The sequence below is a fragment of the Blastococcus sp. SYSU D01042 genome (assembly GCF_054050515.1).
Genome location: NZ_JBJGZM010000002.1, coordinates 332,303 through 350,076, shown reverse-complemented (window position 1 = coordinate 350,076; position 17,774 = coordinate 332,303). Strand labels below are relative to the sequence as shown.

The window sequence follows — 17,774 nt, the reverse complement described above, 5'->3', positions numbered from 1 at the left end:
CCGTCCATCTGACCACCACCGGTGCGTGCTGATCACGCTCAGCGGGCGAGCAGCTCCGTGAGGACGGCGGCGGCGCGCTCGACGGCGGCCTCGTCGACGTCGAGGTGCGTGACCAGCCGGACGCGGGTGGGGCTCACCTGCGACACGAGCACGCCCCGCGCCTTGGCCGCCTCGGCCACCACCGGTGCGTCGACGCCGTCGAGCACGACCATGTTCGTCTCCACCGACGCCGGGTCGACGCCGAGCCGCTCGGCCAGCAGCCGCGCGTGCTCGTGGTCCTCGCCCAGCCGCGGCAGGTGGTGGTCCAGGGCGTACAGGCACGCGGCGGCCAGGGTGCCGACCTGCCGCATGCCGCCGCCGAGGCGCTTGCGCCAGAGCCGCGCGGTTGCGATCCGCTCCGCCGAGGCGACCAGGACCGAGCCGACCGGCGCCCCGAGTCCCTTGGAGAAGCAGACCGACGCGGTGTCGGCCAGCCGCCCGTAGGTGGCGAGCTCGACGCCGGAGGCGGCGTGCGCGTTCCAGATGCGGGCGCCGTCGAGGTGCACGGCGACGTCGGCCTGCCGCGACCAGTCCCACAGCCGCTGCAGCTCGGCGAGCGGCTGCACGCGGCCGAACCCCCGGTTGTGCGTGTTCTCCACCGCGACCGCGGCCGTGGCGGTCAGGTGCCAGTCGCCCTTCGGGCGCACCTGCGCGATCAGCGCCTCGGCGTCCAGCAGCCCGCGGTCGGAGACGACGGTGCGCGTCGAGATGCCGAAGATCGCCGCGGCGGCGCCCATCTCGTAGGTGACCACGTGCGCGTCGGCGTCGCAGAGCACCTCCTGGCCGGGGTCGCAGACCAGCCGCATCCCGATCTGGTTGCCCATCGTCCCCGAGGGCACGAAGAGCGCGGCCTCGTGCCCGAACAGCGCCGCCGTCCGCTCCTCGAGCTCCCGGACGGTCGGGTCCTCGGCGTAGACGTCGTCCCCGACCTCGGCCCCGGCCATGGCCTCGCGCATGCCGGCCGTCGGCCGGGTGACGGTGTCCGAGCGGAGATCGACCGGGGCGTCAGCCACGCAGCATCTCGGCCACGAGGAACGCCAGCTCCAGCGACTGACCGGTGTTCAGCCGCGGGTCGCAGGCGGTCTCGTACCGGCTGTTGAGGTCCTCGTCGCTGATCTCCATCGCGCCGCCCAGGCACTCGGTGACGTCCTCGCCGGTGAGCTCGACGTGGATGCCGCCGGGCCAGGTGCCCAGGCCGCGGTGGACGTCGAAGAACCCGAGCACCTCGTCGACGACGCGGTCGAAGTGGCGGGTCTTGTAGCCGCTGGGCGACTCGTGGGTGTTGCCGTGCATCGGGTCGCACTGCCAGACGACCTGGTGCCCGCTGGCGGTGACCTTCTCCACGATGGCCGGCAGGACGTCGCGGATCTTGCCGTTGCCCATCCGGCTGATCAGCGTCAGCCTGCCCGGGATGCCGTCGGGGTCGAGCCGCTCGACGAGCTCGGTGGCCTGCTCCGGCGTCGTCGTCGGGCCGATCTTGACGCCGATCGGGTTGGCCAGCCTCGACACGAACTCGATGTGCGCGCCGTCCATCTGCCGGGTGCGCTCCCCCACCCACACGAAGTGGGCGGAGAGCGCGTAGGGACGGCCCTCGTGCATGCGCAGCAGCGCGCGCTCGTAGTCCAGGATCAGCGCCTCGTGCGAGTTGTAGAGCTCCACGGCCCGCAGCGCCTCGGAGTCGACGCCGCACGCCTGCATGAACGCCAGCGCCCGGTCGATCTCGCGGGCGATGACCTCGTACCGCACGCCGGCCGGGGAGTTCGCGACGAAGTCCTGGTTCCAGCTGTGCACGGCGTGCAGGTCGGCCAGCCCGCCCTTGGCGTAGGCGCGGATCATGTTCATCGCCGCGGCCGAGTTCGCGTACGCCCGCACCAGCCGGTACGGGTCGGGGATGCGCTTCTCCAGCACCGGCTCGAGGTCGTTGACCATGTCGCCGCGGTAGGAGGGCAGGCCGAGGGCGTCGGTGTCCGACGAGCGCGGCTTGGCGTACTGCCCGGCGACCCGGCCCACCTTCACCACCGGGACGCTGGCCCCGTAGGTGAGGACGACGGCCATCTGCAGCAGCGTCCGGGTGGTCGCCTGCAGGTGCGGCTCGGTGTTGAGGTCGAAGGTCTCGGCGCAGTCGCCGCCCTGGAGCAGGAACGCCTTGCCCTGGGCCACGTCGGCCAGCTGCGCGCGCAGCGCGTCGACCTCGCTGGGGGCCACGATCGGCGGGACGGTCGACAGCGTGCCGAGGACGGCGTCGAGCGCCCCGCGGTCGGGCCACGCCGGCTGCTGGGCGGCGGGCAGCTCCCGCCACCGGTCCAGACCGGGTACCAGCTCGGCAGGATCGGTGAGAGTCACGGTCCGAGGGTACGGCGCGCTCCCCGGCGCCCTGCGTCTAGCCGAAGAAGACCTCGGCCTCGGCGTAGCGCTCCGGCGGCACGAGCTTGAGCTGCGCGGTGGCCTCGCTGAGCCGGACCCGCACGATGTCGGTCCCGCGCAGCGCCACCATCACCCCCGACTGCCCGTCGTGCACGGCGTCGATCGCGGCCAGCCCGAACCGGGTGGCCAGCACGCGGTCGAAGGGCGAGGGCGTACCGCCGCGCTGGACGTGCCCGAGCACCACCGCGCGGGCCTCGCGGCCGGTCCGCTCCTCGATCGCCGAGGCGAGCGCGGGCCCGATGCCGCCGAGGCGGACGTGCCCGAAGGCGTCCTTCTCCCCCGTCGCCAGCTGCAGCTCCCCGCCCGCGGGCGCCGCGCCCTCGGAGACGACGACGATCGGCGAGAAGCCGGACTCGAAGCGGTGCCGGCAGTGCGCGGCCACCGCGTCCACGTCGAAGGGCTTCTCCGGGATGAGGACGACGTTCGCGCCGCCGGCCATGCCCGCGTGCAGCGCGATCCAGCCGGCGTGCCGCCCCATCACCTCCACCACCAGCGTGCGGTGGTGGCTGTCGCCGGTGGTGTGCAGCCGGTCGATCGCCTCCATCGCCACGCCGACGGCGGTGTCGAAGCCGAACGTGTAGTCGGTGGCGTCGAGGTCGTTGTCGATGGTCTTCGGCACGCCGACGACGGCGACGCCCGCCTCCGCCAGCCGCGTGGCGACGCCGAGGGTGTCCTCGCCGCCGATCGGGATGAGGGCGTCGATGCCCAGCCGGTCGAGGGTGGCCAGCACGCGGTCTGCCCCGCCGTCGAGGGCGTAGGGGTTGGTGCGGGAGGTGCCCAGCACGGTGCCACCGCGCGGCAGGATGCCGCGGACCGCGGCCAGGTCCAGCGGCACGGTGTCGCCCTCGATCGCGCCGCGCCAGCCGTCGCGGAACCCGACGACCTCGTCGCCGTGCTCGCCGATGCCCTTGCGCACCACCGCCCGGATGACCGCGTTGAGCCCGGGGCAGTCCCCGCCGCCGGTCAGGATGCCGATGCGCATGCGTACCTCCGGGAGGGAGCGGGGGGTGTCGCCGGTCATCTTGCCGCAGGTGGGGCCCGCGATCGCGCTGTCGGCTCAGCCGGTCGCCATCGCCCAGGACGTCGGCCCGTCGGACCCCAGCTGCACCTCGTGGCGGACCGTGAATCCGTGCGCCTCGTAGAAGGGGAGGTTGACCGGGTTCATCGTGTCCAGGCAGGCGACCAGCCCGGCGTCGCGGGCGGCGGCCAGCCCGCGCCGCAGGATCTCTCCCCCGCCTCCCTGGCGGGCCGCGGACGGGTCGACGCCGAGCAGGTGCAGGTAGGCGTGCGGCTCCTGCGGGCGGAGCTCGGTCAGCGAGCCCATCGCCGCGCCCACCTCCATCGCGCGCTCCAGCCCCAGCAGCGCCGTCATCAGCCCGCCCACCGAGGGCAGCTCCTCGGGCCCGGTGTCCTCGACGCCCTCCGGCGAGGGCCACTGCCACATCGCGACGCCCACCGGGTCCGGGCGGGAGAGCACGTCGACCCGGCCGTCGGCGAGGTAGTGCTCGGCGAAGAGCCCGAAGAGCGCGGCGCAGGCGTGCGGCCGCACGTCCTCGTCCGGGAAGAACCAGACCATGAGCGGGTCGTCGGCGAAGGCACGGGCCAGGATCGTGCGCGCCCGGACGGCGCTGATGTCTGCCACGCCGTGCAGGGTCCCGGAGGAACTCCCGACGCGCCAGGTCCCCGGCGGGCCCGGTGTCACCCGGCGAGGTCTCGGTCGGTCCGGATGTACCGGTCCGGCACCGGGTCGCCGCCGGCCAGCCACGCGGCCACCCCGTCGGGGTCCCGCCGGGACAGCTCGTCGAGGAGGGCCGCCCGGACGACGGACGCCGTGCTCCGCTGCGCCGGGTCGCGGTGCAGCTCCTCCGTCGCCCGCCACTCCTCGATCAGTTCCGCTGTCGGCAGCAGCTGCAGCAGCTCCGGCAGGGTCGTGCGTCCGACCGGGGTGTCCTCGGCCGCGGACCAGCCGAGGAGGAGCAGGGGTCCCACGGTCAGCAGAGCCAGGAGGAGCGCCCCGCCGGCGCTGCCGAGCAGCACCAGCCCGTTGGCGAAGGGCACCAGCACGGTGCCCGCCACCGCCGCGTGCACCAGGGCCGGCCGGGACGACGGGCCGACCAGGGCGACGACGGCGGCGGCCGCAGCGCCCAGCAGCGGCGCGAAGACCAGCATCCCCGTCCAGTGGGTCACGAGGGCGCCCAGCAGCGCGATGCCGCAGGACAGCCCGAGGACGAGGACGGCACCGGTCCGCACGAGGACACGCCAGCCGGCGTGCAGCGACGGGGCGCGGTCGGCCGGCGCCGCAGGACCGGGCACGCGCGGCAGGTCCTCGGGCGGCGGCTGGACGATCACGGCTCGCTCACCGCGCGCCGCGGCGTGCGGGACCGTCCACCGAGCGCCGTCCGGACACGCGGTTGTAGACGACCAGGACGATGACGGCGCCGATCACCGAGCCGATGATCCCGGCCGGGCTGAAGCCCCGGTCGCGGAAGCCGCCGAAGAGCAGCCCCAGGATCAGACCGCCCACCACCGAGCCGCTCACGCCGAGCAGCAGCGTGGCCCCGAGGCTCATGGAGTCCCTTCCCGGGACCAGGGCACGCGCCAGGAAGCCGGCGATCAGGCCGACGACGAGCAGCCAGAGCAGTGAGAGCACGAGGACCTCCGTGGTGATCGATGGATGCGCAGCACGAGGACCGTGTCCGCGCCGGTGCCCCGCAGCCGGGCGCGACCGGGCAGCGGTGGCCGCTCCGGTGCTGCCGGGACCCGGCAACCGGGTCGAGCCCGTCGGTTCAGCGGGGCCCGGTGGACCGTGGTCGGCGTGCCCCTCGACCAGCCACGGGGCACGGCTGCCGGGTCGGGCCGAGCGGTACCTCGAGGTGCCGCAGGAGACGGACCACGGGCGTCGAGGCCGCCACGACCACCACGTCTCGGCGGAGCGCCGGCTCGAGGCCGTGGGTGTCGGCGAAGGACACCTGCCCGAGGTCCACCGCCACCGGTCCGGGGTGGGCGTCGCGCACGTGTGCGACCAGCGCCTCGAGCAGGTCCCGACCGGCGAGGTCCAGCTCGCCGGAGACCGCGACGACCGGGCGCCTGCCCTCGTGGCGGATCTCCACCGTCAGCTCCGGACCCCGGGAGCAGACCGGCGCAGGCGCTGTCGGCACGGCGTGGCTTCCCGGGTCCGGCGATCCGGAGGACCGGGGCCGCGATCGGTGGAGCGGACGGCAGGTTCGCGTCATGTCTCCGACGCTAGGGGCGCGCACAGGCCGGTGGCAGGGTCCCGCCCGGACGCGAGCGCAGCCGGCCGGCTTCCTGGTTCCGGCAGCCCTCAGCGGCCGACGCCGCCCTCCATCGCCTGCCAGCGCGCCAGGTTGTAGCGGGCGTCCACCAGCGCGTCGTGCGTCCCCTCCGGCTTGGGCGGCAGCGGCGGCCGGCCGCGGTCGTCCCAGCGCTGCCGCAGCTCGCGGGTGAACCGCGGGATCGGCCGCGGCAGGGCCGGCATCGCGCCCCACAGCTGGGCCAGCGCGACGTGGTCGTAGGCGGCGAACCAGGCCCACAGCTCGATCTCCTCACCGGGCCCGGTGAGGAAGGAGAGCAGGTCCTCGCGGATCCGCTCGCGGCTGCGCCACGCCTTGTCGGCGGGCGGCGGCAGCTGGTCGAGGACGTTGCGGCGCACCCACGGGATGGCCCGGCGCTCGTCGAACTCGGTGCTGACGGCGTAGAACTCCCGGCCGGTCTCGTCGACGACGCCGATGGAGACGAGGTCGATGGTGGTGCCGTCCTCGATGAACTCGGTGTCGTAGAAGAAGCGCCGCACGGTCACGCGGTCACCGTCTCGTCGTGCGGCGGGCCGGGCTCCTGCCAGCTGTCGCGCACGGCGACGGCCTCCACCTCGACCAGCTGGTCCGGGTAGCCGAGCACCGTCACGCCCACCAGCGTGCTGGGCGCCTCGTGCGCGCCGAAGGCGTCGTGGACCACCTGCCACGCGGCCAGCAGGTCCGCACGGTCGGTCGTCGCCACGTAGACCGTCGTCTTGAGGACGTCGCCGAGTCCCGCGCCGGCGGCCTCGAGCGCCGTCGCCAGGTTGGCGACGACCTGCCGTGCCTGACCCGCGACGTCACCGACCGCCACCGTCGCGCCGTCGGCGTCCAGCGGGCAGGCGCCGGCGGTGAAGACCATCCGCCCCGGATCGGTCACGGCGGCGTAGGCGTACGGGGCGGAGCCGCTCAGCGCAGCCGGGCGGACGAGCTCGATCCCAGTGGTCACCGGGTGATGATCTCCTCCCCCGGCGCCGGTGTCGCCCGGAGCGCTAGGTTCGCGGGCATGCCGGTTCTGGCCATCGACGCAGGTACCACCGGGGTGACGGCGCTGGTCGTGGGTGAGGACGGCGACGTCCGGTCCCGCGGCTACCGCGAGTTCGCGCAGCTGTTCCCCCGCCCCGGCTGGGTGGAGCACGAGCCCGACGACATCTGGACGGCGACGGTGGCCGCCTGCCGCGAGGCGCTGGCCGGCGTCGACGACCAGCCCACCTGCATCGGCATCACCGACCAGCGGGAGACCGCCGTCGTCTGGGACCGGCGCACGCTGCACTCCCCCCGCCCGGCGATCGTCTGGCAGGACCGGCGCACCACCGGCGTCTGCGACCGGCTGCGGGACGACGAGGAGCGGGTCTCCCGGCTGACCGGCCTGCGGCTGGACCCCTACTTCACCGGCACCAAGTTCGCCTGGCTCGCCGAGCACGAGCCGGGCCTGTGGTCCGGCGTGCGGGACGGCGCGCTGGCGCTCGGGACCGTCGACTCCTACCTGATCGCCCGGCTGACCGGCGGCGCCGTCCACGTCACCGATCCGAGCAACGCCAGCCGCACGCTGTTGTTCGACCTGGAGAAGGGGGCGTGGTCCGACGAGCTGTGCGACCTCTTCGACGTCCCCCGGTCGGCGCTGCCGGAGCTGGTGCCCAACTCCGGCGTCGTCGGCACCACCGATCCCGACGCCTTCCTCGGCCTGTCGCTGCCCATCGCGGGCATGGCCGGTGACCAGCAGGCCGCCCTGTTCGGACAGGCCTGCTTCGAGCCGGGGACGAGCAAGTGCACCTACGGCACCGGCTCGTTCGTGCTCACCAACACCGGGTCGACGCCGGTGCGCTCCGACGCCGGCCTGCTGACGACGGTCGCCTGGGACCTCGGCGACGGGCTGATCTACGCGCTGGAGGGTGCCATCTTCGTGACCGGGGCGGCGGTGCAGTGGCTCCGCGACGGCCTGGGGCTGATCGACTCCGCCGCCGAGATCGAGGGGCTGGCCCGCACCGTGCCCGACTCCGGCGACGTGGTGTTCGTGCCGGCGCTGACCGGCATGGGCGCCCCGCACTGGGACCCGCACGCCCGCGGGGCGATCCTCGGCCTCACCCGCGGCACCACCCGCGCGCACATCGCCCGGGCCACGCTCGAGGCGCTCGCCTTCGAGGTGCGCGACGTGGTCGACGTGATGGTCGACGAGGCGGGCCTGTCGGTGCCGGAGCTCTCGGCCGACGGCGGTGCCAGCGCGAACGACCTCCTGATGCAGCTGCAGGCCGACCAGCTCGGCGTCCCGGTGCGGCGGCCGGTGGTCACCGAGACCACCGCGCTGGGCGCAGCCTTCCTGGCCGGGTTGGGCACCGGCGTCTGGAGCTCGACCGACGAGCTGGCGAGCACCTGGGCGCTGGACCGCCGGTTCGACCCCGAGGCCGGCCGCCGCGACGACGGCCGGCACGACCGCTGGAAGGACGCCGTCCGCCGCGCCGGGAGGTGGACCTCCTGAGCCCTGCTTCTCCGCGGAGAAGCAGTCCGCCTTTCCGCGGAGAAGCAGGCTTTCAGGCGGCGCCGGTGGAGCGGTCGCCGACGGAGTTCGCGCCGAACTCGCGGCCCTGGAGCGCAGCGATGTCCCGCTCGAGCTGGGGCACCCGCTCCTTCGACACCTTGAGCACCGCCTTCTCCGCGAGCACGCCGGTGACCAGCTGGCGCAGCGCGGAGACCACACCGAGGGTGCGCGGGACGTAGACCCGGCGGCCGCGGGTCTCCAGGTTGTCGACCAGCGCCTCGGCGCACTCCTCGACCGAGATGTAGCTGCCGAGCGGCCCGGGGAGGTCCTTGCGGGTCTCGGCGAAGGTGGGCAGCGCCGCCTCGGTGTCGCGCACCAGGTCCGTGTCGATCCAGCTGGGGTGCGCGCTGGCCACCGTCACCCCGCGGTGCGCGACCTCCAGCCGCAGCGCGTCGCCGAAGCGCTCGACGCCGGCCTTCGACGCGCAGTACGCGCTCATCCCCGGGAGCACGGTGAACGACGCCGCCGAGGCCACGATCTGCACGTGCCCGCGCCGCTCGGCGATGAACGGCAGCGCCGCGTGCACGGTGAGCATGGCGCCGATCAGGTTGACCTCGATCGTGCGGGCCAGCGCGTGCGCCGACGACGTCATCACCGTGGTCAGCGGGGCGATGCCGGCGTTCGCGACGACGACGTCCAGGCCCCCGAAGGTGTCGACCGTGCGCTGGACGGCTTCCTTCAGCGCCTCGGGATCGGTGACGTCGGCCTCCACCCACAGGTGCTCGGGCCCCAGCTCGTCCGCCACGCGGGCCAGCTCGTCCGGCTCGAGCCCGACGAGGGACACCCGGGCGCCCCTCGCGGCCGCCTTGCGGGCGAGCGCGGCACCGATGCCGCGTGCCGCCCCGGTGACGAGGACCGACCGGCCGGCGAGGGAGGTACGGGGACGACGCGCCATGGGGAGCTCCTCGAGTTCTCGGATTGAGCCTGCTCAGAGGCCGTTGTAGCTTGTTGAGCGTTGCTCAGCAAGCCGGAGTCCGCACGCGACCAGCCCCGAGGAGCCGATCGGTGACCAGCACGATCCAGACCCAGCCCGTCTCCGACGCACCGCCCTCGGGCACCGTGCGCGACGTCGGCGTGGCGATCATCGGGTCCGGCTTCGCCGGCCTGTGCATGGCGATCGCGCTGCGGCGGCGCGGCGAGACCGACCTCGTGGTCCTGGAGCGCGCCCACGACGTCGGCGGTACGTGGCGGGACAACACCTACCCGGGCGCGGCCTGCGACGTGCAGTCCAACCTCTACTCGTTCTCCTTCGCGCTGAACCCGGACTGGGGCCGCTCCTACTCCGAGCAACCCGAGATCCAGGCCTACCTGCAGCGGGTGGCGGCGGACTTCGACGTCCGCCGGCACTGCGTCTTCGGCGCCGAGGTCACCGCGGCGCGGTGGGACGACGCCGCGCGGCGCTGGCTGGTGTCCACCACCGCCGGCGACTTCCGCGCCCGCATCCTGGTCTCCGCGGCCGGCGCGCTGGCCGACCCGACCTACCCCGACATCGCCGGCCTGGACTCCTTCGCCGGCACGGTCATGCACTCCGCCCGCTGGGACGCCGACCACGACCTGGCCGGCGAGAGGGTCGCGGTCATCGGCACCGGCGCCTCGGCCATCCAGGTCGTGCCCGCGATCCAGCCGGTCGTCGAGAGCCTCGCGGTCTACCAGCGCACCCCCGCCTGGGTCGTGCCGCGCACCGACCACCCGGTCAAGCCCTGGATGCGCCGGCTGTACCGCTCGGTGCCCGGCTTCCAGAAGGCGGTCCGGGGCGGGCTGTACGCCTTCCGCGAGTTCCTCGTCATCGGCATGGCCAAGAACCGGCGCTTCCTCGAGCCCGTGGGCAAGCTGGCGAAGAAGCACCTCGAGCACCAGGTCCGCGACCCGAAGCTGCGCGAGGCGCTCACGCCGGACTACACGATCGGCTGCAAGCGGATCCTGATCAGCAACGACTACTTCCCCGCGGTCTCCGCACCGAACGCCGAACTGGTCACCGCCGGGATCGCGGAGGTGCGGCCGCACTCGATCGTCACCCGGGACGGCGTCGAGCGGCCCACCGACACGATCGTGCTGGCCACCGGCTTCCACGTGACCGACCTGCCCATCGCGGAGCGGATCCGCGGCCGCGACGGCCGCAGCCTGGCCGAGGTGTGGGCCGACGGCATGGTGAGCAACCGCAGCGCCACCGTCGCGGGCTTCCCGAACCTGTTCCTGCTGGTCGGCCCGAACGTGGGCGTCGGCCACACGTCGATGGTCTACATGATCGAGTCGCAGGTGGCCTACGTCGACGACGCGCTGCGCACCATGGACGCCGAGGGGCTGGAGGTCCTGGAGACCACCCGCGAGGCGCAGGAGGCCTACCGCGCGCTGATCGCCGAGAAGTCGGCGGGCACCGTGTGGCTGGGCGGCGGCTGCGCGAGCTGGTACCTCGACCAGCACGGCCACAACACGACGCTCTGGCCCGACTTCACCTTCCGGTTCCGCCGGCTGACCCGGAAGCTCGACCGCGAGAACTACATCGGCACCCCGGCCGCCGCGCCGGCGACCACCCCGGAGGTGGCGGCGTGATCACGGTCCTCCGCAGGGTCGCCGCGGTCCGCACCGGCGACGGCGCACTCATCCACGCCGTGGTCGACGGCGCGGACGACGCCCCCGTCACCCTCGTGCTGGCCCACGGCTGGACCCTCGCCCAGGCCTCGTGGGACGACGTCGCCGCACTGCTCACCCCACGCCTGGCCGCCGGCGAGCTGCGGGTGATCCGCTACGACCAGCGCGGCCACGGCCGCTCGACCTGGGGCCGCTACGCCCGGGACGTCGCCCAGCTCTCCATCGACCAGCTCGGGGCCGACCTCGGCGACCTGCTCGACCGGCTGGCGCCGACCGGTCCCGTCGTCCTCGGCGGCCACTCGATGGGCGGCATGACCGTCATGTGCCTGGCCGCGGCCCGCCCCGAGCTCTTCGGGGCCCGGGTCCGCGGCGTCGCCCTCGTGTCGACGTCGGCCGGCGACCTCGCACCCGCCGGGGAGACGCTGGGCGAGCGCCTGCAGCTCAAGCTCGCGCCGGGCCTGGTCACCGCCGCCATCGGCGGGGCGCGGGCGCTGGAGCGGGTCCGGCAGCTGGTCCCGCCGGCCTCCCCGCGGCACCGGAAGATCGTCCGCGAGCTGCTCTACGGGGCCGACGCGACCGACGAGATGGTGGTCGCCGGCGCCGAGATCATGCACGCCTCCACGGTGCGCGCCTTCGCCGCCTTCTACCCGGCGCTCGGCGCGCACGACAAGCGCACCGAGCTCGCGGCGCTGGCCGGCGTCCCGGTCGAGATCCTCGTCGGCGACACCGACAAGCTCACCCCCCGGCGGCACAGCGCCCAGCTGGCCGAGGCGCTGCCGCACGCGCAGCTGCACGTCGCCGAGCGCACCGGGCACATGCTGATCCAGGAACGGCCGCGCCAGGTCGCCGACGCGGTCGAGCGGCTGGTGGCCGCCGCGACCGCGGACCGGGCCGCTGCCTGAGCCCCGCGCCGTGACGGCGTCCCCGGCGCCCGGGCCGCCCCGGCTGCGGCGCTCGGCGGGTGACCGCCGGGCGCAGCTGGTGCAGATCGGCCTGGAGCTGCTGCCCACCACGCCGGTGCAGGAGCTGACCATCGACGAGGTGGCCCGCCGGGCGGGGATCAGCCGAAGCCTGCTGTTCCACTACTTCGCGACCAAGCGGGAGTACTACACCGCGGTGACCCGGGCGGCGGCCGAGTTCATGCTCGACCACCTGCTCCCCGCGCCCGGCGACCCGGCCGACGAGCAGATCACCGGCATGCTCGACCGCTACGTGGGCTGGGTGGAGACCTACCGGGAGAGCCACCTGGCGTTCGTGCGCGGCGCCGGCGGCGGTGACCCGTGGGTGGCCGAGGTCTACCAGGAGACCCACGACCGGCTGGTCGAGGTCGCGCTGACCACCCTCGCCCTGCCCGACGACGCGCTGCGCCGGCAGCTGGTCCGGGCGTGGTTCGCCTTCGCGGAGGACCTCGTCGGCTCCTGGGCCGACGAGCCCACCCTGGGCCGGCCCGAGCTGCTCTCCCTGCTGCGCGAGACGCTGGACCGGCTCACCGCCCGCTGAGGGTCACCGGCAGGTGGCGAACCACCAGTCGGTCAGCTCCGTCTGCGCCGCCGTCACGTCGTCGGCGGGTGCGATCAGCGCGGGGTCGGACAAGCGCCCGCCCTCGGGCAGCTGCTCGGCCGCGGCCTGCAGCGCCTCGAGGTAGCCCTTCTGCGCGGCCCACGCCTCGGCGTGGTCGCCCGGCGGCACGACGTCGTCCTGCATGGGCGCCAGCTTGCCGTCGAGCTCGGCCAGCAGGTCGGCCTTCGGCAGCCAGGCCTGCACCGGGCCCCAGCTCGCACCGGTCGCGCCGAGCTCCTCGGCCTGCGCGCAGGTGTCGCCCTCGGTGATCGGCTCGTCCTCGGGCGCCTCCTGCGGGGACTCCTGCGCGGACTCCGCAGTACTGCTGGCGCCGGACGCGGAGGCGGCCGCCGGGTCGTCGTCCGAGCCGCAGCCGGCGAGGACGAGCAGCCCGGCCAGGGAGCCGGCGAGGAGGAAGGACGCGGAGCGGCGGGAGGAGGTCACCGCCGGCACGCTAGCCAGGCAGGCGACCGGACCCGCGCCGGGGTCAGCCGGCCAGGGACGTCGGTGCCCGGTCGGCCGCCTCGGCGGCCGGGGGCTGCAGGGTGGCGACGGCGTCGGCGGCGCTCGACCCCGCCGTCATCGACTTCTTGACCGTCGCGCCGTAGACGTCGACGTACTCCTGGCCCGACAGCGTCATGATCTCGTACATGATCTCGTCGGTGATGGAGCGCTCGACGAAGCGGTCACCGGCCAGGCCCTCGTAGCGGGAGAAGTCCAGCGGCTCCCCGAAGCGCACCGTGACCCGCATGATCTTCCGCCCGAACGGCAGCTTCACGTGCGAGTAGCACATGGCCACCGGGACGACCGGGACACCGGTCTGCAGCGCCATGCGGGCGACGCCGATCTTGCCGCGGAACAGCCGGCCGTCCGGGGAGCGGGTGCCCTCGGGGTAGATGCCGAGCATCTGCCCACCGCGCAGGATGCGCAGGCCGGTCTGGATGGCGTCCTCGGCGGCCGAGGCGCTGGTGCGGTCGATGGGCACCTGGCCGGCGCCGGAGAAGAAGGCCCGCTGCAGGAACCCCTTCACGCCGGAGCCGGTGAAGTACTCCGCCTTCGCGAGGAAGGTGACCCGGCGCTTGATCACCAGCGGCATGAAGATCCAGTCGGCCGCCGACAGGTGGTTGCTCGCCAGGATGGCCGCGCCGCGGGCGGGGACGTGCTCCGTTCCCTCGGCACGCGGACGGAAGAGCACCCGAACCACGGGGCCGATGCCGACGAACTTGAGGAACCAGTAGAACAACACGCCTCCTTCGCGGACTGCCAGACTAGGGAGGATCGGCGCCCGAGGACAATCGGCCCGTCCGTGCGAGAGATCACTCGCCCGCCCGTCGGCTCCGCCGCCGCACCGCCAGGAGTAGCCCGTGCCCGGAACGAACGCGCCGACACCCGAGGTGATGCCGGGCGCCGAGCCCTTCGACCTGCCGGGCTCGGGTGCGGACGCGCGCACGGGTGTGCTGCTGGTGCACGGCTTCACCGGCAACCCGATGAGCATGCGGCCGTGGGGTGAGGCGCTGGCCGCCGAGGGCTTCACGGTCCGCTGCCCGCTGCTGCCGGGCCACGGCACGAGCTGGCAGGACTGCAACACCAGCACCTCGGAGCACTGGACCGCCGCGGTGGAGCGCGCCTTCGACGAGCTGGCCGCGACCTGCGACCGCGTCTTCGTGGCCGGGTTGTCGATGGGCGGCACGCTGGCCACCCGGCTGGCCGAGGTCCGTCCCGGCGACGTCGCCGGCCTGCTGCTGGTGAACCCGGCGCTGTTCACCCAGCGGCTGGACGCCAAGCTGCTGCCGCTGATCGCCCGGCTCACCCCGAGCTGGGCGCCGATCGCGAGCGACATCAAGAAGCCGGGGGTCACCGAGCTGGCCTACGACCGGCTGCCCACGCGGGCGATGATGCAGCTGCGCCGCCTGTGGGCGCTGACCCGCGCCGACCTGCAGCGGGTCACCGCGCCGGTGATCGTGTTCCACAGCGTCGAGGACCACGTGGTGGAGCCCGCCAACAGCGAGGCGCTGCTGTCCTCCGTGTCCAGCGCCGACACCACCGAGGTCGTCCTGCGCGACAGCTACCACGTGGCCACGCTGGACAACGACGCCCCGGAGATCTTCGCCCGCTCGGCCGCCTGGATCCGCGAGCGCACGCCCGCCCTGGACCCCGGGACGGCGACGCCGTGACCGGCCGCCGGGGACGGCGGGACAACGGCCTGCCGGCGACCTCGTGGAGCCCGCTGCGCGACGTCGACCCCCGGGTGGGCGAGCACCTGCTCGACGTGCTGGAGGCCGCGGGCATCGCCGCCTACCTCGACCCCTCGGCCGACGTCGGGCCCTACACCCGCGAGGTGTCGCTGCCCAGCCCGCCGTCGGACCGGCTCTTCGTCGACCGCAGCCGGCAGGCCGAGGCCCGGGGGCTGGTCGAGGAGCACGTGGACGAGCACCCGCGCCGGCCGGTCGCGCCCGCGCCGGTGCGCGAGGACCTCGACGAGGACGCCGAGTGGTCGCGGATCGTGGCCGCCTACGAGGCCGAGCACGGCGCCGCGGCGGTCGACGAGCGGCCCTCCGACGCCCCGCCGCCCGCGCCGCACGAGGTGTCGGTGCTCGACCTGCCCGAGGAGCACTACGAGCCCCCGGCGCCACCGCCGGTGCCGGTCCCGGCACCCCACGCGCTGTACGCCGGGCTGCTCGTCCTGCTGGGCCTGGTGCTCATCGCCACCCCCGGCACGCTGCGCCTGTCCGCCGACCTCGGGCTGGTGCTCGGCGTCGCCGCCATCGCCGGCGGCGCGGCCATGCTGGTCTCCCGGATGCGCGACCGCTCCGAGCACGACGGCGACGACGGCGCGGTCGTCTAGACCCGGCCTTCGGTGACCTCGTGCCGCACGAGGTCGGCGGCACCGACGAGCCCGGCCTGCGCGCCCAGCTCGGCGGCGACGACGCGGGGGCCGGGACGGAAGCCGCGGCCGGGCAGCGCCCGGTCCAGCCGCTCCCGGGCCGGCCCCAGGACCATCTCGCCCAGCACGCTCACGCCGCCGCCGATCACGACGACCTCGGGGTCCAGCACCGCGGCGAGGTCGGCGATCCCCTGGCCCAGCCACAGGCCCACCTCGGTGACCAGCTCCAGGGCCAGCGGGTCGCCGTCGTAGGCCGCGCGGGCGACGTCCTCCCCGGTCAGCCGGGACGCCTCGCCGTCGACCCGCTCCAGGAGCAGCGCCGCGGCGGCCGGTGACGTCGTCGCCACCTCCCGCGCGGTCTGCCCCAGCGCGGTGCCGCTGGCGTACTGCTCCCAGCAGCCGCGGTTGCCGCAGGCGCACAGCCGCCCGTCGGGGACGACGCGCATGTGCCCCCACTCCCCCGCGACGCCGTGCGCGCCGCGCTGGAGCCGGCCGTCCACGACGATCCCGCCGCCGATGCCCGTGCCCAGCGTGACCATGAGCGCGAGGTCGGCGCCCCGGGCCGCGCCGTAGCGGTACTCCGCCCAGGCGGCGGCGTCGGCGTCGTTGCCCACCCAGAGCGGCCGGCGCAGGCGGGCCGTGAGGTCCCGGCGCAGGGACGCGTGCCGCCAGGCCAGGTGCGGGCTGAACAGCACGGTGTCACCGGTCCGGTCGAACCACCCGGCCGCGCCGATGCCCACGCCCACCAGCTCGCCGTCGTGGCCGGCGGCCAGCTCCTCGGCCACCGCGGCGATGGCGTCCTCGGTCTCGGACACCGAGCTGCCGGGGGTCGCCCGCCGGGCGGTGGCCAGCACCGTGCCGTCGGGTGCGACGACCCCGCCGGCGACCTTGGTGCCACCGATGTCGATGCCGAGGGCCGCGAGGGTCCCGGGATCCGGTCCGGTCACGCGATGTCGATCCGCTGGACCGGCCCCGGCCCGGCGTCGTCGTCCGGCGTCCCCGGGGACGCGGCGGGCGGGCTCGGTGGGCGGCCGGGCTCGCCGGCCAGCTCGCGCAGCACCGACGCCGTCGTCGCCAGCACGTCGGCCAGGGCCGCGGACACCTCGGGCCGCTCGCCGCGCAGCACCGCCGCGGTCTGGCAGACCGGGCACCAGCGGCAGTCCGAGCCGTGCGCCGGGTGCTCACCGCCGCTCCCGGATGCCTCCGCGCCGGCGGGCGGGCGGAACGCGTCGAGCAGCCTGCGGGCGGAGTCGACCCAGTCGGCACCGCTGGTCATGGGGTTCTCCTCACCGCGGCCAGCAGGTCGGCCGGCCAGAGCTGGGGGTCGGGTCGGAAGGAGACCACGAGACGGGCGTCCGCGCTCCCGGGGTCCACCATCCGGCCGCCGGTGACCTCGCAGCGGCGCAGCAGCGGGTCCAGCCGCAGCGACCGCCGCGCGCCGGCGGCGGTGACCACCAGGTCGTCCTCCCAGCGGGTCACGCCCACGGCGCCGCGCCGGGCGAAGGGCAGCGGGACGGCGAGCTCCCAGCTGCCCTCGAGCCGTTCGGTCGCCGGCGCCAGCAGCGCACTGCCGCCCGCGGGCAGGTCCACGCCGTCGAGCAGCGCGGTCACGGCGGCGACGTCCGCCGGCGCCGACGCCGTCTCGGGGACGCGGTGCACCGGGGCCAGCTCGGCCAGCGCCGCCAGCTCGGCGTCCTGCTCGGCCCTCCGGGCGCGTCCCCACTCCCCCGGGAGGTCGACCGGCAGCACGCGGGCCAGGACCGCGCCGGCACGCAGGCCGTGCACGCCCAGCGCCGTGGCCGGCTCGCGCAGCGATGCGGCGGTGCCGGCGCGCGGGAGGGCGGCCAGGCAGACGGCGGTGCCCGAGGCGTCGGAGAGCCGGTCGCCGGCCAGCAGCGCGTCCAGCTCCGGGAGCACCGCCAGGGCGGCGTCGACCGGACCGCGCCGCGCGGCGCCGGAGCCCACGGCGGCCGAGCGGAGGGCGCCCAGCGCCCGCGCGCCCGGGGGGAGCAGCCGGTCCAGCCACCAGCGCAGGGTGCCGGGCAGGGCCAGCAGCGCGGCGGCGGCGGCCGGCGGGCCCGCGTCGACGACGACGAGGTCGGCCCGGGCCCGCCCGAGCTCGGCCAGGAGGGCGAGGTCGGCGGCACCGGGCAGCGGCGCCACCGACGACGCCGGGGGCAGCGCGACGTGCGGCAGGGACGCGAGCGCGGGCGCCACGGTCCCGGCCCAGAACGCCTCGACCGCCGCCCCGGCGTCGACGGTGCGCAGCTCAAGGCGGGGCACGTCGGCGAGACCGTCGACGGCGACCGGCTGACGGGTCAGCAGGACCGTGGAGCGACCGGAGCGGGCCGCCTGCACCGCGGCGGCCGCGGCCAGCGTGGTGGCACCGGCCCCGCCGGGGCCGGTGAGGACGAGGGTGTGCACGCCGGCG

Annotated in this window: 21 protein-coding genes; 6 read left to right on the top strand and 15 right to left on the bottom strand. The window is 75.2% G+C overall.

The genetic code is table 11. The annotated features are described in order from the left end of the window. Nucleotides 1–38: 38 nt before the first annotated feature. The 9 genes from ACI79H_RS05905 to ACI79H_RS05865 all read right to left on the bottom strand — a co-directional run bounded on the left by ACI79H_RS05905 (nt 39) and on the right by ACI79H_RS05865 (nt 6,723). Complete coding sequence (locus ACI79H_RS05905) at nt 39–1,052, bottom strand: threonine aldolase family protein (RefSeq protein ID WP_456553445.1); 1,014 nt, start codon at nt 1,050–1,052, stop codon at nt 39–41. Next, complete coding sequence (locus ACI79H_RS05900) at nt 1,045–2,382, bottom strand: class II 3-deoxy-7-phosphoheptulonate synthase (protein ID WP_456553444.1); 1,338 nt, start codon at nt 2,380–2,382, stop codon at nt 1,045–1,047. The genes ACI79H_RS05905 and ACI79H_RS05900 overlap by 8 nt, the downstream gene beginning before the upstream one ends. A 37-nt stretch (nt 2,383–2,419) precedes the next feature. Then, the gene (locus tag ACI79H_RS05895; protein ID WP_456553443.1) at nt 2,420–3,445 is read right to left on the bottom strand and encodes a 6-phosphofructokinase; all 1,026 of its coding nucleotides are present in this window, start codon (nt 3,443–3,445) and stop codon (nt 2,420–2,422) included. A gap of 75 nt (nt 3,446–3,520) precedes the next feature. Beyond that, on the bottom strand, nt 3,521–4,105 hold the full coding sequence (locus tag ACI79H_RS05890) for a GNAT family N-acetyltransferase (RefSeq protein ID WP_456553442.1): 585 nt from the start codon (nt 4,103–4,105) through the stop codon (nt 3,521–3,523). 56 nt (nt 4,106–4,161) lie between these two features. After that, complete coding sequence (locus ACI79H_RS05885; RefSeq protein ID WP_456553441.1) at nt 4,162–4,812, bottom strand: hypothetical protein; 651 nt, start codon at nt 4,810–4,812, stop codon at nt 4,162–4,164. Nucleotides 4,813–4,819: 7 nt separating this feature from the next. Continuing rightward, nucleotides 4,820–5,113, bottom strand: coding sequence for a GlsB/YeaQ/YmgE family stress response membrane protein (locus tag ACI79H_RS05880; protein ID WP_456553440.1), 294 nt, complete (start codon nt 5,111–5,113; stop codon nt 4,820–4,822). 136 nt (nt 5,114–5,249) lie between these two features. Next, a complete protein-coding gene (locus tag ACI79H_RS05875; RefSeq protein WP_456553439.1) occupies nt 5,250–5,573 on the bottom strand; it encodes an STAS domain-containing protein in 324 nt (107 codons plus the stop codon). A gap of 212 nt (nt 5,574–5,785) precedes the next feature. After that, on the bottom strand, nt 5,786–6,280 hold the full coding sequence (locus ACI79H_RS05870) for a polyadenylate-specific 3'-exoribonuclease AS (RefSeq protein ID WP_456553438.1): 495 nt from the start codon (nt 6,278–6,280) through the stop codon (nt 5,786–5,788). Further along, complete coding sequence (locus tag ACI79H_RS05865; RefSeq protein WP_456553437.1) at nt 6,277–6,723, bottom strand: RidA family protein; 447 nt, start codon at nt 6,721–6,723, stop codon at nt 6,277–6,279. The genes ACI79H_RS05870 and ACI79H_RS05865 overlap by 4 nt, the downstream gene beginning before the upstream one ends. A gap of 57 nt (nt 6,724–6,780) precedes the next feature. On the opposite strand from ACI79H_RS05865, the gene glpK reads away from it, so the two are divergent. Beyond that, the gene (gene glpK, locus ACI79H_RS05860) at nt 6,781–8,250 is read left to right on the top strand and encodes a glycerol kinase GlpK (RefSeq protein ID WP_456553436.1); all 1,470 of its coding nucleotides are present in this window, start codon (nt 6,781–6,783) and stop codon (nt 8,248–8,250) included. A 52-nt stretch (nt 8,251–8,302) separates the two neighbouring features. Here the strand turns inward: glpK and ACI79H_RS05855 are convergent, their stop codons facing one another. Continuing rightward, nucleotides 8,303–9,205 (bottom strand): SDR family oxidoreductase, encoded by a 903-nt coding sequence (locus ACI79H_RS05855; RefSeq protein ID WP_456553435.1) that lies wholly within the window; start codon nt 9,203–9,205, stop codon nt 8,303–8,305. Between the two features lie 110 nt (nt 9,206–9,315). Here ACI79H_RS05855 and ACI79H_RS05850 point away from each other — a divergent pair, with 110 nt between their 5' ends. From ACI79H_RS05850 to ACI79H_RS05840, 3 genes are read left to right on the top strand one after another with little or no spacing between them, the layout of a single operon-like run. Further along, nucleotides 9,316–10,860, top strand: coding sequence for a flavin-containing monooxygenase (locus ACI79H_RS05850; RefSeq protein WP_456553434.1), 1,545 nt, complete (start codon nt 9,316–9,318; stop codon nt 10,858–10,860). Then, nucleotides 10,857–11,801, top strand: a complete 945-nt coding sequence (locus ACI79H_RS05845; protein ID WP_456553433.1) for an alpha/beta fold hydrolase — start codon at nt 10,857–10,859, stop codon at nt 11,799–11,801. The genes ACI79H_RS05850 and ACI79H_RS05845 overlap by 4 nt, the downstream gene beginning before the upstream one ends. Before the next feature lie 10 nt (nt 11,802–11,811). Beyond that, nucleotides 11,812–12,399: a TetR/AcrR family transcriptional regulator gene (locus ACI79H_RS05840; protein WP_456553432.1), complete on the top strand. Its 588-nt coding sequence runs from the start codon at nt 11,812–11,814 to the stop codon at nt 12,397–12,399. Nucleotides 12,400–12,402: 3 nt separating this feature from the next. Here the strand turns inward: ACI79H_RS05840 and ACI79H_RS05835 are convergent, their stop codons facing one another. Continuing rightward, entirely contained in the window at nt 12,403–12,903 is a 501-nt protein-coding gene (locus ACI79H_RS05835; protein ID WP_456553431.1) for a hypothetical protein, read from the bottom strand. Between the two features lie 43 nt (nt 12,904–12,946). Then, on the bottom strand, nt 12,947–13,705 hold the full coding sequence (locus ACI79H_RS05830; RefSeq protein ID WP_456553430.1) for a lysophospholipid acyltransferase family protein: 759 nt from the start codon (nt 13,703–13,705) through the stop codon (nt 12,947–12,949). Between the two features lie 118 nt (nt 13,706–13,823). Here ACI79H_RS05830 and ACI79H_RS05825 point away from each other — a divergent pair, with 118 nt between their 5' ends. Both ACI79H_RS05825 and ACI79H_RS05820 read left to right on the top strand, forming a co-directional pair. Beyond that, nucleotides 13,824–14,633, top strand: coding sequence for an alpha/beta hydrolase (locus ACI79H_RS05825; protein WP_456553429.1), 810 nt, complete (start codon nt 13,824–13,826; stop codon nt 14,631–14,633). Beyond that, nucleotides 14,630–15,304, top strand: a complete 675-nt coding sequence (locus tag ACI79H_RS05820) for a hypothetical protein (RefSeq protein WP_456553428.1) — start codon at nt 14,630–14,632, stop codon at nt 15,302–15,304. Before ACI79H_RS05825 ends, ACI79H_RS05820 begins: the two co-directional genes overlap by 4 nt. On the opposite strand, the gene ACI79H_RS05815 is transcribed toward ACI79H_RS05820, so the two are convergent. The 3 genes from ACI79H_RS05815 to ACI79H_RS05805 are packed head-to-tail and all read right to left on the bottom strand — an operon-like array spanning nt 15,301 to nt 17,767. Beyond that, nucleotides 15,301–16,290: an ROK family glucokinase gene (locus ACI79H_RS05815; protein ID WP_456553427.1), complete on the bottom strand. Its 990-nt coding sequence runs from the start codon at nt 16,288–16,290 to the stop codon at nt 15,301–15,303. The genes ACI79H_RS05820 and ACI79H_RS05815 overlap by 4 nt on opposite strands. Further along, nucleotides 16,287–16,619 (bottom strand): hypothetical protein, encoded by a 333-nt coding sequence (locus tag ACI79H_RS05810; RefSeq protein WP_456553426.1) that lies wholly within the window; start codon nt 16,617–16,619, stop codon nt 16,287–16,289. Before ACI79H_RS05810 ends, ACI79H_RS05815 begins: the two co-directional genes overlap by 4 nt. Then, the gene (locus ACI79H_RS05805) at nt 16,616–17,767 is read right to left on the bottom strand and encodes an ArsA family ATPase (protein ID WP_456553425.1); all 1,152 of its coding nucleotides are present in this window, start codon (nt 17,765–17,767) and stop codon (nt 16,616–16,618) included. The genes ACI79H_RS05810 and ACI79H_RS05805 overlap by 4 nt, the downstream gene beginning before the upstream one ends. Nucleotides 17,768–17,774 lie beyond the last annotated feature (7 nt).

What these genes read in the sequence shown, in the direction of transcription:
- ACI79H_RS05895 (WP_456553443.1), bottom strand. Translation starts at nt 3,445, where the DNA reads ATGCGCATCGGCATCCTGACCGGCGGCGGGGACTGCCCCGGGCTCAAC.
- glpK (WP_456553436.1), top strand. Translation starts at nt 6,781, where the DNA reads ATGCCGGTTCTGGCCATCGACGCAGGTACCACCGGGGTGACGGCGCTG.
- ACI79H_RS05810 (WP_456553426.1), bottom strand. Translation starts at nt 16,619, where the DNA reads ATGACCAGCGGTGCCGACTGGGTCGACTCCGCCCGCAGGCTGCTCGAC.
- ACI79H_RS05855 (WP_456553435.1), bottom strand. Translation starts at nt 9,205, where the DNA reads ATGGCGCGTCGTCCCCGTACCTCCCTCGCCGGCCGGTCGGTCCTCGTC.